At 46.8% G+C, this 14,701-nt stretch carries 14 protein-coding genes; 7 read left to right on the top strand and 7 right to left on the bottom strand.

Annotated elements, in window-relative coordinates; translation table 11 throughout:
• Positions 1-304 precede the first annotated feature (304 nt).
• The gene (yjeH, locus tag LDL40_RS15600; protein WP_300996375.1) at positions 305-1,549 is read left to right on the top strand and encodes an L-methionine/branched-chain amino acid transporter; all 1,245 of its coding nucleotides are present in this window, start codon (positions 305-307) and stop codon (positions 1,547-1,549) included.
• Here the strand turns inward: yjeH and LDL40_RS15595 are convergent.
• From LDL40_RS15595 to LDL40_RS15580, 4 genes are all read right to left on the bottom strand, one after another.
• Positions 1,533-1,868 (bottom strand): YceK/YidQ family lipoprotein, encoded by a 336-nt coding sequence (locus LDL40_RS15595; protein WP_300996374.1) that lies wholly within the window; start codon positions 1,866-1,868, stop codon positions 1,533-1,535. The two genes, yjeH and LDL40_RS15595, sit on opposite strands and share 17 nt — an antisense overlap.
• Entirely contained in the window at positions 1,869-2,300 is a 432-nt protein-coding gene (locus LDL40_RS15590) for a cupin domain-containing protein (RefSeq protein WP_300996373.1), read from the bottom strand.
• 109 nt (positions 2,301-2,409) lie between these two features.
• A complete protein-coding gene (locus tag LDL40_RS15585) occupies positions 2,410-3,669 on the bottom strand; it encodes a hypothetical protein (RefSeq protein ID WP_300996372.1) in 1,260 nt (419 codons plus the stop codon).
• Positions 3,670-3,671: 2 nt separating this feature from the next.
• Positions 3,672-4,265: a DUF4412 domain-containing protein gene (locus LDL40_RS15580; RefSeq protein ID WP_300996371.1), complete on the bottom strand. Its 594-nt coding sequence runs from the start codon at positions 4,263-4,265 to the stop codon at positions 3,672-3,674.
• 328 nt (positions 4,266-4,593) lie between these two features.
• Between LDL40_RS15580 and LDL40_RS15575 the strand changes: the two genes are divergently transcribed.
• From LDL40_RS15575 to LDL40_RS15550, 6 genes are all read left to right on the top strand, one after another.
• Positions 4,594-4,977 (top strand): DUF1294 domain-containing protein, encoded by a 384-nt coding sequence (locus LDL40_RS15575; RefSeq protein ID WP_300996370.1) that lies wholly within the window; start codon positions 4,594-4,596, stop codon positions 4,975-4,977.
• Positions 4,978-5,198: 221 nt separating this feature from the next.
• The gene (locus LDL40_RS15570) at positions 5,199-6,368 is read left to right on the top strand and encodes a dipeptidase (RefSeq protein WP_300996369.1); all 1,170 of its coding nucleotides are present in this window, start codon (positions 5,199-5,201) and stop codon (positions 6,366-6,368) included.
• Positions 6,369-6,392: 24 nt separating this feature from the next.
• Positions 6,393-9,710, top strand: a complete 3,318-nt coding sequence (locus tag LDL40_RS15565) for an MHYT domain-containing protein (protein WP_300996368.1) — start codon at positions 6,393-6,395, stop codon at positions 9,708-9,710.
• Positions 9,710-10,690: a two-component system response regulator gene (locus tag LDL40_RS15560; RefSeq protein ID WP_300996367.1), complete on the top strand. Its 981-nt coding sequence runs from the start codon at positions 9,710-9,712 to the stop codon at positions 10,688-10,690. The genes LDL40_RS15565 and LDL40_RS15560 overlap by 1 nt, the downstream gene beginning before the upstream one ends.
• Positions 10,691-10,801: 111 nt before the next feature.
• Complete coding sequence (locus LDL40_RS15555) at positions 10,802-12,730, top strand: S9 family peptidase (protein ID WP_300996366.1); 1,929 nt, start codon at positions 10,802-10,804, stop codon at positions 12,728-12,730.
• Positions 12,731-12,795: 65 nt separating this feature from the next.
• The gene (locus LDL40_RS15550; protein WP_300996364.1) at positions 12,796-13,335 is read left to right on the top strand and encodes a hypothetical protein; all 540 of its coding nucleotides are present in this window, start codon (positions 12,796-12,798) and stop codon (positions 13,333-13,335) included.
• Between the two features lie 12 nt (positions 13,336-13,347).
• On the opposite strand, the gene LDL40_RS15545 is transcribed toward LDL40_RS15550, so the two are convergent.
• The 3 genes from LDL40_RS15545 to LDL40_RS15535 all read right to left on the bottom strand — a co-directional run.
• Complete coding sequence (locus LDL40_RS15545) at positions 13,348-13,911, bottom strand: hypothetical protein (RefSeq protein ID WP_300996362.1); 564 nt, start codon at positions 13,909-13,911, stop codon at positions 13,348-13,350.
• Between the two features lie 230 nt (positions 13,912-14,141).
• A complete protein-coding gene (locus tag LDL40_RS15540; protein WP_300996361.1) occupies positions 14,142-14,438 on the bottom strand; it encodes a cell division protein ZapA in 297 nt (98 codons plus the stop codon).
• Between the two features lie 2 nt (positions 14,439-14,440).
• The coding region (locus tag LDL40_RS15535) for a hypothetical protein (protein WP_300996360.1) at positions 14,441-14,701 on the bottom strand (261 nt) is incomplete at its 5' end.

The following is a 14,701-nucleotide window of genomic DNA, read 5'->3' as shown; positions in this document are numbered from 1 at the left end:
TACCTTGTGAGACAGGCTAACACCGCAGTGCAATCGCCCAGCGACTCCCTTCGGGCGGGGCTAAAAGCGCTTTATGCCGCGTTAACTGTTGTTGCTTTAGAACCACTAAAGCTTCCAACAGCTGCCTTACCTAAAGCGCTTTTATCTCCCGCTGAATTCTACATCGTGAAGTCACTTGGGTATACGCACTCCGGCATTCTGCCGCTGTTATTCGCACTACGGCTGCATTTTCACGGCATAAAACCACAGATTGCCGCTTCGAATCTTATTAGAATATCACCAGCCCTTATCGAAGAGAAAAACTATGTCACACAAAGGAATTGGCCGCTGGCAAGGCGCCGCATTAATGGCCACCACTTTACTTGGCACAGGCGTATTTATTCTGCCGCAAATGACAGTAGAAGTAGCGGGCCCCTGGGCTTTGCTGGCCTGGTTGTTACTCACCCTTGCGGTGTTACCGCTAGCCTTTACTTTTGGCTTACTGGCCAGCCGTTTTCCTCATGCGACGGGACCAGCTCATTTTGCAGCTCTGGCTTTTGGTGAACTGACAGGACGAGTGCTTGGTCTGATGTTTTTACTGGTGGTGCCCCTTGGCGCTTCTGCCGCCTTGATGATCACCTTTGAGTTTATTGCGCCTTTGTTGCCCGAAGCCCAGTACTGGCGATTACCGGTGGAATTAAGCCTGCTTGGCTTATTGTGGCTGCTGAATTACCGTGGCTTACAGCTGTCAGCCCGCTTACAGTTTGGCTTAACCCTGCTGATTATTGCTCTGGTCCTGATGTTGTTGCTGGCCTTTGGCTTGCTGCAACCTCAGCAGATACAGCAACCTTCTTTGCCGGCTTTTAGCAGCAGTGCTTTGGCTGCCGCTTGTGCTATCGCCTTTTGGAGCTTCTTAGGAGTCGAAGCTATGACCCACCTTGCCCATGACTTCCGCGATGCCAGCAAAGATTTATTACCTGCTCTGATTCGCGGTTGTCTGGTGGTCGGTGCCATTTATGTGGCCTGCAGTTATCTGGTGTTGGTGATGGGTACAGGAGAAACACTTGCCATGATCAGCGTTTTTAATCAGTTGTTAGGGGGCTATGGCGAACTGGTACTAGGCATTTTAGGTTTTTGCAGTGGCATAGCTACAGTGAATGTTTATACGGCCAGTGTGGCCCGCTCTTTGGCCAGCTTTAGTGAACAAGGCATCACTCCAGCTTATTTTCAGCAGAAAAACCACCACCAGATGCCGCAGCGGGCGCTCAGCGCCATTATTGCAGCTATGGCCGCAGTCCTGCTGTTGACCTGGTACAGTGGTCAACAACTGGAAGATTTAATCAGTTGGGTGAATGGGGTTTTTGTAGTGATTTATCTGGTGAGTATGGCGGCCGCTTATCAATTATTACCTGGCCGCTATAAAGCCTTAAGTCTGGTCAGTTTAGCATTGTGCCTGCTGCTGGCTCTGGCGATAGCAGAACATATGCTGTACGCGCTGCTGCTGGTAGTGCTGCTGTGGCCAGTCTTGTATCTGCAGCAGAGAAAGCAGCGACTTAGCGCACCACTTTAAGTGATCCGTCTTTCACCTGACGGCTGATGGTGTATGGCAGAGCTAGAGTGTCAGTGACAGCACAGAGCATAGTATCTATGGCCCAGACAGGCAGGTCCGCTGCCGCTGTGTAACTGGTTTTACTAGGTTCTCCATACATCAGACAAAAGTTGTGCGCGACCCCGCTATAGACACGAGGTATGGACTGACAATAGCTTTTTTTGTCGTTATAACTGATCGTCACTTTGCCCTGGTCCGGAGCGAGCGTCCTGACGCTGCCACAGCCTGCCAATAAAAAGAGCAGAATGAAGAGACTTAGATAACCATTGTAATGTCGCATTTAGTTTCCTTCCTTGACTGCAGTTGAGTTGGCCTGTCCAGCCGCACCGGCATAAAAAATAAGCAGATGCACAGGCTCAGGACCAATATTTTTGCCGTTATGAACAGTGTTGACTACTTCAGCTAAAGCATCACCTGTTTTAACTACATTCCTTTTACCATTTTTTAACCTTATTTCCAATTGGCCCTGCAACACTACGCCAAAAGAAGGGGAATTATGCAGATGCCAACCCGTTTCGGCTCCTGGTGCTATTTCAATACGGACGCCAGTAATTTCGGCCTGCCCCTGCGGATAACTTAATAAGGTACCGTCCCAACTTTGACTGGTTTTAAGTACCGGAGTCACCTGAATGACAGCACTTGTCTCAATAGCGGATAAAGCAGGACTGATTAACAATAATAAAACGCAGCTATAGCGGCTGAGTTGCGCCATGATTCATTCCCTGACCGGACAGATGGATTGAAGTTTAGTCGCCGCTGTACAAAACGCTATCGGTAGAGCAGCGTCGAAAACAACTCCTCTGTTTCCGACGCCTTAAAAGTTAATCAATACCCAACTCATCAGCCAGGGCTTCGGTGTCTTCACCAAACTTCTGTTTTTGTTTTTGTTGGTTCATTTCCAACTCTTTTTGTAGCTTCAATGCATTTTGTTGCATCGCCTTTAGTTTCTCCGGATCATTGGCCAAAGCTTTCATTGCCTCAAGCTGTTGCTGGTTGTTTGCGGCCATTTGCTGGCTTAATTGCTCCCTTTGTTCAGCCAGTTTTTCTTCAGCCAAGGCCATTTTGTCATTCTGATCCGCTACGGAATAAAACTGACTGGCACTTTGATAATGCTCAGCAACCATGGCTTTATCTCCTGCAGCCAAGGCCTGGTCACGGACCTTTTGTACTAAATCGGCGCGCTCAGCCTGCAAATAAATAGTCAGAGCTTGATTCAGGATCTCATAACTGTGGGCATAATCGCGACTAAACCAGTGCGCTTGTTCCAGCCTGACGCTGTCAATCTGCTGCTTTAAAAGCCCGGCTTTAGGGTAATCCGGCATTTGTCTTGTCCAGGTCAGGGCCAGTTCAAACTGATCCGCTGATACTTTCAGACCTTTATCTTGCCATTTTTCAGCAAAAGCTCTGGCTTGTTGCTGCAACTTCATCTGTCCAACCAGATCAGTGGCTTTCAGATGAGCTTGCGCCACGGCCAGCCCGGCTAAAGCGTCCAGATAATCTTTTGGTACCAAATCAGGCTGAGCTTTTAATATTAACCTGACATTTTCAACTGGCACTGCAGCTACAAAATCAAAATCCTGCTGTGACATTTGGTAAGGCTCAGTTGCCGCAATACGATCTGCGTTATTGTGCATAAAATAATCTTTAGAACGATGCCGGAAATGCTCCTGGGCCAACGCAGATAACTGAAGATCTGAGGGATTTTGCTTCAGTGCCTGCACTAAAGCATGATCAGCTCTGGCAAAATACCCCGACTTTTCATACCACTGGAAAGCACCATAATTAGTGATACTTTCATCAAACCAATGTTTATTCTGCTCAGCCAGAACCGCATTTTTTTTCCCCAGCACAGCCGCTCTGTCCAACGCCTGACGTCGTACCGGATTCCCCCCCTGATCGCAGACATAACCCTGTGCTTCGATATAACTATTTAAGGCCGCAGCGTCCTGACCTCTGTCCTGCAGTTTACGGCCTTTATCAAAATAGTCTCTGGCTTCAGCTGCTGTCAGATCGGCGACACAATCAGCCCAAGCCAAAGGGCTCAGCAGTAACAACAGGACAGGCATCACTTTATAATTCATACTCAATTGCCTCTGCCGCCCATCAGGGAATTCATATTTGGCATAGGGTTCAGGCCCTGCGGTAATTCAAACAAAGCGGCATCCTGCTTGCTCAGCGTTAAATTACTCATCGTCATTTTCACCCTTGTTTTCTCACCACCTTCTTTGCTGATAAAGTCCATTTGTAACGGAATATGCTCAGCCGTCAGCCAGATAAAACCACCCGCAGACTTATCTTTCATCAACATTTTGTATTTAGTTGTTGCTATACCGTTGACCTGATCGGGCCCCATTTTTTCGATGGTCATATCATCCGGCATCTGGCCTGACATTTGACCTGCCTTAGCTGAATCAATTTCCATATACATGCCAAGCATAGGCATCAGATTCCAGAACTTGCCTAAATCAGGCCTGGAAATCATCACAGTTTGCATACCCTCCATTTGCATCTCTACCCGCTCTTTGCCAAAAGAGTGAAAGACTTTTTGCCGCATCTCTCCCATCTCGCCTGAAATGATACGGTCGGCACTGTATTCAGCCTGAGCTGCAGGTAAAGTTTCAGCGTTTAGCCAAAAGGCGGCAGATAACCCAAGCAGCAATCCAAGTAATTTGTTCATTATTTCTGTCCTTTGTGTTGAAAGTAGTCCAGTCACTGCAAAGGAATTATCCTGACACCAGACCCTCTGAGTTTTACTTCATTGCTCAAATAAGCACCGAAGGGCGGCTAATTTACAGCCGACTCTGCGATCAGGTTGTTAAATAGTGTTATTTAAAAAACACCACCAATTCAGTGGCTCTTCAGCTAGTATTCTTTACATTAGATAGACTTAGAACCGGATACTGCTGAGCTGAAGCAGAAAATCATCCGGGCTCATTTATTAATTTTTACTAATACGTACTTTTTGAAATAATTTGTCACTGATTGATTCCAGAGGATTTCCCTAAATGCACCCCACGTCTGCGGCCTTTCGCTTTAGTTTAAAATTTAGTATCGGTGTTTTTGTGATCCTAAGCTTGTGGTTGCTGTATCTGGACTGGCGACTTGTAGTGCCTGGTTGGCTGAAGTATGGCTTGTTGCTGATCAATCTTGTCACTCTGTTTGGCTACTGGCGTGATAAAAAAGCCGCAGAACAGCAAGCCTGGCGTACTCAGGAAAGCACCTTGTTATTATTAGGACTGGCAGGTGGCTGGCCCGCAGCTTTTGTGGCACAACACTGGTTCAGGCACAAAAACCGCAAAGTCAGTTTTCAGTTGCTGTTCTGGCTGACCGTACTGATCAATACTGCAGCCTGTTATAGCCTTTGGATATCAGGTTGGTTGCTACCATAAGGTCAAAAACTGCGACCAGAAACAGGGCTTGCTTTATACCCATGTGAACTCAATGTGCATCTTGGAGTTACTTGGGTATATACCCAAAGCTCAAAGCGCGATAGATTAATGAAAAACCGCTGCAGCCTAAAAAAGACAGCGGTATAAACCCAAAGTCATAGGTGCTGCACTGCGGCGTCAAGAACCAAGGGAATTTTCCAGCCAGAACTATCGAGGGATATATGCGCTTTACTCTGTTATCTATTAGTTTGATTGCCGCTTTGGGTCTACAGACTCAGGCCGCGGACTTCAGCAAACAAGCCAATAAAATTGCCCAAAGTCAGTTGATTATCGACACTCATATCGATGTGCCATACCGTTTACATGACGACTGGGAAGATGTCACTAAAGCCACCCAAAGAGGTGAGTTTGATTACCCTCGAGCCAAAGCCGGGGGGTTAAATGCGCCTTTTATGTCAATTTATATTCCCTCTTCTTATGAGAAAAAAGGCGGCGGTTATTTGTTGGCGAACCAACTGATCGATAATATGGAAGCGCTGGTCGGCCGTGCCCCTGATAAATTTGCGATGGCCTACAGCAGCGCTGATTTAGCGAAACATTTTAAAGAAGGTAAGATCTCCTTAGCTTTAGGTATGGAAAACGGTACTCCGATCGAAGGCAAACTGGAAAACCTGCAACATTTCTACGACCGAGGCATTCGTTACATCACCTTAGCTCATTCTGAAAGTAACCATATTGCAGACTCCAGTTACGACTTGCGCCGTCAGTGGAAAGGTTTAAGTCCTTTTGGTAAAGAGTTGATAAAGGCAATGAATGAAACGGGCATCATGGTCGATATCTCACACGTTTCTGACGATGCTTTTTACCAGGCCGTAGCGATCAGTAAAGCACCTGTGATTGCCTCACACTCATCCTTACGGGCCTTTGTACCCGGCTTTGAGCGAAATATGGATGACAAAATGATCAAAGCGTTAGCGAAAAACGGCGGTGTGATCCAAATTAACTTTGGCTCAGCTTTTGTTGTATCTGCAGCCAATCAGTGGGGTTTGCAACGGGATGGCGCTTTTAAAGCCTCAGGTCAGACCGATAAAGACGCTTTTACTGCAGAGTATAAAAAACAAAACCCTTATCCCTTTGCCTCATTAGAAAAAGTGCTGGATCATATCGACTATGTGAAAAAGCTGGTGGGTATCGACTATGTTGGCATCGGCTCGGACTTCGATGGTGTAGGCGATTCCTTGCCTGAACAGCTAAAAGACGTATCTATGTACCCGAACCTGATCCGTGGTTTATTAGAGCGTGGTTACACTGAACAAGAAATTGAAAAAGTCTTATCCGGCAATACGCTCAGAGTGTGGCGAGCTGTGGAGGACTATGCGGCTAAACACTAACTTGAAGCAGTAGAGGTACAGCAAATGGAATGGTTACGTCAGTTATTTCAATACCCGGCCGATCCTTTGCTGTTATCCGGCAGTTACGATTTAGTTTTAGTAGTTCTATCGTTTTTAGTAGCTGTTTTTGCCTCAGCTATGGCTATGCAGGTCACTGCTCAGGCCATCAGTATCAGTAAGAAATCATTACGTCTGATGATGCTTGGCAGTGGCAGTATTGCGTTGGGTGGCGGCGTATGGTCTATGCATTTCATTGGCATGCTGGCGTTTGCCTTATGCACAGATGTTAGTTATCAGTTCGGACTTACCGCCTTGTCCATGCTGCCCAGCGTTGCTGCTTCCTGGGTCGCACTGGATCTTATCAGTAAAAAACAAATTAACCTGCCGCAGCTATTGCTCGGCGGCCTGCTTGTGGGTGCAGGTATAGGCACCATGCATTACGCAGGTATGGCCGCCATGCAAATGTCGGTTGCACTGCGTTACGACTTGCCGATGTTTTTACTCTCTATTCTGGTGGCTGTGGTTCTTGCCATCCTGGCGCTTTGGATCCGATTTGGCTTAAAACGCTTTAATCTGTCCCCGGCCTGGCTCACCCTGCTTAGCAGTGTTGTAATGGGTGGCGCGATCAGCGGTATGCACTACACAGGTATGGCGGCAGCCCGTTTTGTACCTCCTGTTGGATTTCAACCAGATAGCCAAAATGGCGAGTTGCCCGTAGTGCTGGCGATCAGCATTACGTTCATCACGCTGGTGATCAGCAGCTTAGTGGTTGCTATTAATCTGTTGCTTAAATACCGGGAAGCCAGTGCCCTGGCCAAAACCAGTGAAAGCCGTTTGTTAGCTATGATGGATACAGCTGTAGACGGCATAGTCACTATCAATACCAGAGGCTTAATCCAGGGCATGAACAAGGCAGCCGAAAATATTTTTGGCTGGACTGAGGCCGAATTACTGCATAAAAACGTCAATATCCTTACTCCAGCCCTGATTCGCCCTGAACATGATTCCTACCTGCACAATTATCTGACCACAGGTGAAGCAAAAATTATTGGGATAGGCCGTGACGTCGAAGCAGTGCATAAAGATGGCCATATGCTGCCGGTACGACTGGCGATAGGCCATGCCAAACTGCCGGATGAAGATATTTTTGTCGCCTTTATCACCGACATCAGCGGCAGACTGCAGATGGAGCATGCGTTAAAAGAAAACGAAAAAAAATTTCGTTCTTTAATTGGCAATATACCTGGTGCTGCTTATCGCTGCCTGTTTAATGAAAGCTGGGATATGGTGTTTATCAGTGACGCTATAGAAACCATAAGTGGTTACCCGGCAACAGATTTTATGTTACCCCAGGCTAAATTAAGTTGGGTGTCACTTGTGCATCCTGATGACAGGTATTTATTGCAACCAGTGGATTTTTTTAAACAAAGTTTTCAGCTCGAATACAGAGTCATAGATAAATCAGGATCGGTGCGCTGGGTGTTAGAACAAGGAGAAGCAGTTAAAAACGAGCAAGGCGAAGTCATCTGGATCGATGGATTCATTATGGATATCAGCCAGCGCAAACAAATGGAAGTAGAACTGCTGGAAGCAAAAGATAAAGCGGAATTGGCGGCGGAGAGCCGCAGTGCTTTTCTGGCGAATATGAGCCATGAAATACGTACGCCGATGAACGCTATTATCGGCTTTAGTGATTTGCTGTTAAGTTCAGAACTGTCTGCAGAACAGAAAAAATATTTAACTACTATTCATGGTTCCGCCCACTCATTATTGCATTTATTAAACGATATTCTCGACAGTGCCAAGCTGGAAAAAGGCAAACTTGAACTTGAACTACAGGACTTCTCTTTACCTGCAGTGCTGGACGCCGTGGTATCCACCTTGTGGATCCAGGCCCGGAAAAAACAGTTGGAATTAAAGCTGGAACTCGACCCGCAATTGGGTGAATTTTATTACGGTGCGCCAGATAGGCTGCGTCAGGTTCTGACCAATCTGATTGGCAATGCGATAAAGTTTACCGATCAGGGCTCTGTGCTGGTTCAGGTTACCGCTGTAGGGCAACAGGTTAAATTCAGTATTCAGGATACAGGGATAGGGATAGCTGCCGATCGCCTGCCACAGATATTTGATGCTTTTACCCAGGCCGACGCCTCTATGAGCCGACGTTTTGGCGGTACAGGGCTTGGCACAACCATCAGTAAACAGCTGGTCGAACTCATGGACGGCCAGATCAGAGTGCAAAGCACTGAAGGTGTTGGCAGTTGTTTTGAATTCACTCTGCCGCTGAAAAAAGGCCAAGCCAACACTGTGGTACAACAAGGGTATGTACCGGCTTTACCTGCACTAAAAATACTGATCGCAGATGACATTCCTCAGAACCTTGAACTGCTGAAATTGTTACTCCAACGGGCTGGCCATCAGGTCACCGCAGTCACAGATGGGATTGAAGCAGTCAATACCATTAAGCAACACAGCTTTGATTTAGTCTTGATGGACATTCAAATGCCGAATCTGGATGGCTTGCAAGCCTGTAAACAAATAAGGTTGTGGGAGCAACAGCAGAATAAAGCTACTCAGCCAGTCATTGCATTAACAGCCAGTGTGCTGGATGAAGATAAAACCGCAGCCAAAGAAGCAGGTATGCAGGGCTTTGCCAGTAAGCCGATCGACTTCGCGGCCCTGAGTTTTGAAATTGCCAGAGTACTGGAGATTGAAGTACGTGAGCCTTTATCACCTCATACTCAAGTCGTCACTACCGATCAGTTGTTAAACCTGCCCAAAGCACTGCAGCTATGGGGCAATCTGGCCACTTATCTGCCGCAATTAGAGCAGTTTTTGCTGCAGCAAAAACCTATGATACTGCTGGCTGTACAACAGTTACAGGACGAAAACTATCAGGCTGTGCAACAGCAAGCTCATGCCATTAAAGGAGTCAGTGCTAATTTGGGACTGGAGCCACTAAGCAGAGTTTGCGCCGAACTGGAACAGGCTGCACGCCAACAACAGCAACAAAGAGCAGCTGAACTACTGCAAAAGATACTTGGCTGCTGGCCAAAATTTGAAGCTGAGCATCAGAGGCTGTTAGTGGAGCAAGCACCAGCTGAACAGACACAGTCCACACAGCTTAATAATCAGCAACTGGCGGTGATGCTTGAAAACTTGCAAAACTCTTTACGAAGACACGAACTGGACGATCAAGGGATAGAGCAGTTGTCTCACTACAGTGGTCCACATCAGCAGTTGCTACTGAAGTTGCTGGACGCGGTAAACGATTTTGACTTTAGCCTGGCGTTGCAACTACTGGAGCAGTTACAACAACAGTTGGGTGAAGGAGAGCTCTGATGACAGAAAAACAAAGCCTGTTATTGGTGGATGATGAACCTACCAATTTAAGAGTACTGCGCACTGTCTTGCAGGAGCAGTATCGTTTGTTATTTGCCAAAAGTGGTGAAGAAGCTCTGCAACTGGTGCAAAAAGAGCAACCGGACTTAATACTGCTGGATGTGATGATGCCTGGCCTCACTGGTTTTGATGTCTGTGCCCGTTTAAAAGCTGACGCTTTGACCTGCGCTATTCCGGTTATTTTTGTTACAGCGCTGAAAGATGAAATGGATGAAACCAAAGGTTTTGAAGTGGGGGCAGTGGATTACATTACTAAACCTATCAGCCCTGCTGTAGTGCGGGCTCGCGTAAAAACTCATTTGTCTCTGGTACAGGCGCAGGAACTAAAACAAACCCGGCTGCAAGTGATCCAGCGTTTAGGCCGGGCCGCTGAATACAAAGACAATGAAACCGGCTTACATGTGATGCGGATGAGTCACTATTCTCAGGTATTGGCCCTGGCTTATGGTTTTAGCGAACAAAAAGCCGAAGACCTGCTACACGCAGCGCCTATGCACGATATAGGTAAAATTGGTATAGCCGACAGTATTTTGCTCAAACCTGGCAAACTGACAGCTGACGAATACAAAGAGATGCAAAAACACCCTTTAATAGGGGCCGAGATCATCGGGGATTGTGATTCTGATTTGTTAAAAATGGCCAAATCAGTGGCTTTGTATCACCATGAAAAATGGGACGGTTCGGGCTACCCTTTTGGTCTGTCCGGCGAACAAATTCCAGTCGAAGCCCGAATTGTGGCCTTATCTGATGTGTTTGACGCCTTAACCAGCGCCCGGCCTTACAAACAAGCCTGGAGTATTGAAGAAACACTGCAGCATATCCGTCAGCAAAAAGGCTTACATTTTGAGCCCTTACTGGTCGATTTACTGGAACAAAATCTGCAAAAAATTCTTGAAATTAAACAGCGTTGGGCGGAGTAGCTAACTTGAGTCTGGGGTCCTGATACCTTAGATTGGTAAGGTACTCCAACGTTCTGACCTACAGGCAGTAAAGGCAGAGCCCCTATAAAAACAGATCAATAAGGATTTTGTATGAAGCACAGTTCCCTTTATCTGGCGCTGCTGACCAGCACTTTACTGCTTAGCGCCTGCGATAAAACACCAAAAACTGAAACAGCAATGCCAGCTGCCGCAACTGCAGCAGAAACCAAAACCGCAGCTGTTCCCGCTTATACGCCAGCGCAGTTTTATGCCACCAAGTCCTATATGGGCAACGACATCAACCACAAAGCCGATGCGCTTTTAGTGGCGTCCGATGAAACAGGTGTATTTAACCTGTACAAAGTCAGTCTGGACGGTAAGAGTTGGACAGCTCTGACCCATTCCACCACCGAATCGATTTTACCTATAGGTTGGTTTCCTAAAGATGACCGCGTGCTCTATAAAGCCGATCAGGGCGGTAACGAGCTGCATCATCTGTATGTGCTTGAATTGGACGGTTCGGTTAAAGACTTAACACCAGGTGATAAACACAAAGCAGAGTTTATTGGCTGGACGGACGATGACAAATTCTGGGTGATGACTAACGAGCGGGATCCGAAGTTTTTTGATCTCTACAGCTACGACAGCAGCAGCTACCAGCGCACATTGGTCTATCAGAATAACCAAGGCTATGACATAGGGGCTTTAAGCGACAATGGCCGTTATATCGCTTTATCCAAAGAGCGTACCAATGCCGATAACAATTTGTATCTGGTCGATTTGCAAAGCGCTGACAAAACACCGGTACATATCACACCGCATCAAGGCAACGTATCGCATGGGGTCTATGGTTTTAGCCGCGACAATAATCAGCTGATTTTTGGTTCAGACGAAAAATCAGAATTCAGCGAAGCCTTTGCCTACAACATCACAGAAAAAGTGGTGCAGCCTTACAGTAAAGCTGACTGGGACATTATGTACATTGGCTTTAGCAAAGATAATAAATACAAAGTAGAAGCGGTAAACGCTGACGCCTCCACCAAAATTAGCATCACAGACCAAAGCACAGGCAAAGCTTTGCAATTGCCGGAATTACCAGCAGGTGATTTACGGGGAGTTACCTTTTCGGCTGACAGCCAATACTTAAGCTTCTACGTCAATGCCGACAACAGTCCTTCTAATTTATTTGTCTGGAAATTATCCGAAGCTAAAGCGGAGCGCTTAACTCAGGCGCTGGATAAAGCCATAGACGAAAATGTGCTGGTAACCAGTGACGTAGTGCGCTACCCAAGCTTTGACGATTTAGCTATACCTGCGCTGTTGTATAAGCCGAAACAGGCCAGCAGCACAACAAAAGTGCCTGCGTTAATCTGGATCCACGGCGGCCCAGGTGGTCAGTCCCGTACCGGTTACAATGCCGCTATTCAGCATCTGGTTAATCAGGGCTATGCGGTGTTGGCCGTCAATAACAGAGGATCCAGTGGCTATGGCAAAACTTTTTACCATTTGGATGACTTAAAACATGGCGAACATGATTTACAGGACATAGTGTACGGTAAAAAATACCTGCAATCTTTGGACTGGGTGGCCACGGATCGTATTGGCGTCATGGGTGGCAGCTACGGTGGTTATCTGACGATGGCCGCTATGGCGTTTACCGACGAATTTAAAGTGGGCATTAATATTTTCGGTGTGACTAACTGGGTTCGTACTTTAGAAAGTATTCCGGCCTGGTGGGAGTCGTTCCGCGAGTCTTTGTATGCAGAACTGGGTGACCCGGCCAAAGATGGTGAACGTTTACGCCGTATCTCTCCGGTGTTCCACGGTGACAAGGTGAAAAAACCTGTGCTGGTGGTGCAAGGCGCCAACGATCCTCGCGTATTGCAGGTAGAAAGTGATGAAATGGTCGCTGCCATTCGTGCGCAGAATGTACCTGTGGAGTATGTGTTATTCCCGGATGAAGGCCACGGCTTTTTGAAAAAGGAAAACCGTATTAAAGCTCAGGAAGCTTATTTAGCCTTTTTACAAAAATACCTGTAGCATTTAACTATACAGGGAGCAGGTGGCAGCATCTGCTCCACTTAACGATGAATAATTTGAGTCTTATGAAAACCTATACCGGCTTTGTTTTGATCTGCGGTTTGTTACTAACAGCTTGTGCTGTGCCACGTTATACAGAGCGGCTGCAACAGCCTATGCCTTTGCCTGAGGGCGAATGGACTGTGACGCAAAGCCATCCCAATGATATGGATAATGTCACAGAGGTGCGTTGGCAATCTGTTCATTCAGAAGACTACGTGCAAAGTTTTGTATTTGAACAACAACCTGACAGTGACCTGCTGAAAACCAAAACCATTGATGATCAACAAGGCCAACGTAACTGTGACGAGCTGTTTGACAGTCAAATCTTAAGCAAAGAGCCGGTCAATGGTTATCCGGCTCTGGTTTGGGTATCAGAATGTAAAAGCAAAAGTGGCGCTTATTCCAAAATTTTGCATAAATCTATTGCTGGCAAAGAGTCACTTTATGTCTTTAACAAAGTGTGGCGCAGCTTACCTTTACAAACTGAATGGGACCTGTGGCTGAACTATGCTAACCAAATTCATATTTGCGATAGCAATAGCAAAAAGCAGCCATGCAAATAATGCATTGTTAGATCAGTGATTAGCGGCCAGCGCTTCTGGTAATTCGGCGAAAGCTTCTTTGGTCACCGAACTGGCCTGCGGTTCATAGGCGCTTGAAGCTTCAAAAAAAGCCTGATACAAAGCCTGTGGTAAGAACTTTTCAGCCATAGCTATACGGGTATCCGTATGTTTTTCTTTGTGGTGCCAAAGTGTCTGATCTGAAGTCGCAGAAACCAGCTTGTATTCAAGCTCTATTGTCGCTTCTGAGGCCAGTAATTTAGTTCTCTGTTCTGACCAGCGCTGGATTTCAACATAAAGTACCATATCCACATCTGTCAGTGCCGGCACTTCAGTCAACTGGCGCTCTTGTGCATCGACAATCTGAAAGCCCTGTCCGGCAGCAACAGCGGGAACTTCACGATTAAATGCCTGTATTAAAGCTTCTGGTACAGCTGCATCGCTGTGCACCACTATCATAACTTTTTGCGAATTTGGTTTTTGCACCTGCACATAATGTTGCTGATCCTCTGCAACAGAGCTGCAGGCACTCAGATAAACAGCTGTAGCGGCGATAATGAGTGGCTTAAAGTATGTCATATGCGCTCCTTCCATCGGAAAAATCCTGTAACGCCTGTTACTGCACTGGCTTACCTGGTTCTAAACAAGTCGTACTTGAAACTGCGGTTATGTTGACTGCCCTCTCTGGCCGCAGTCGCATAACTGACAATGCTGCTTGAGGCTCACTGGCTTGTCGCCGACCCGCAACTTCAGGTTTGTTGGGTATAAGTTCAGTTTGGCTTAAGCGGATGAACCGCAACTTAACCAACCTATTGCTCTGCGCTATCCTTTTCAATGAGGGCTGTTAGCTTTGCCAGTCGCTGCTGGCACTCTTCTAATTGCGGGCTTTGTTGTGTCACCAGTTGCTGACTTAAATTCAAAGCAGCCAAGACTATGCTTTGTTCCATCGATAAATGTCCGGCGCCCTGCCGTACCTGAGCGATTTTACAGTTCAGTTGCCGCGCCGCTTCCTGCAGTCCGGCTTGTTCCTGCAAAGGGCAGCGCAGCCAGTATTCCCTGCCGGCTATCACAACTTTCTGCTCAACGACCAAAGGCTGCTTTAACATGATCAGGCTGACAACTGCTGTTCAAACAACTGCGTCAGTTGCTGCAATTTTTGCTGCGTCCTCTGCTTTTGATCATCCGATTCCATGACATGCAGTTGCAACGTCTCCAGCTGATCTGCATTTTTTTTCAGCTCCTGCTGCAGCAGCTGTTCTTTGTGATTCAATTCCTGTACCTGAGTTTTGAGCTGTTGATTATCAGAGATTAGTTTCTGGATTAACTGCTCTAAGTTGCTGAATTCGGCTTCAAACATAAGATCCCCTAA

This window comes from Rheinheimera sp. (genome assembly GCF_020217005.1).
In the GTDB taxonomy this organism is placed as follows: domain Bacteria; phylum Pseudomonadota; class Gammaproteobacteria; order Enterobacterales; family Alteromonadaceae; genus Pararheinheimera.
Note: the sequence above shows the minus strand (reverse complement) of the source record. Positions and strands in the feature narration are given on the sequence as shown.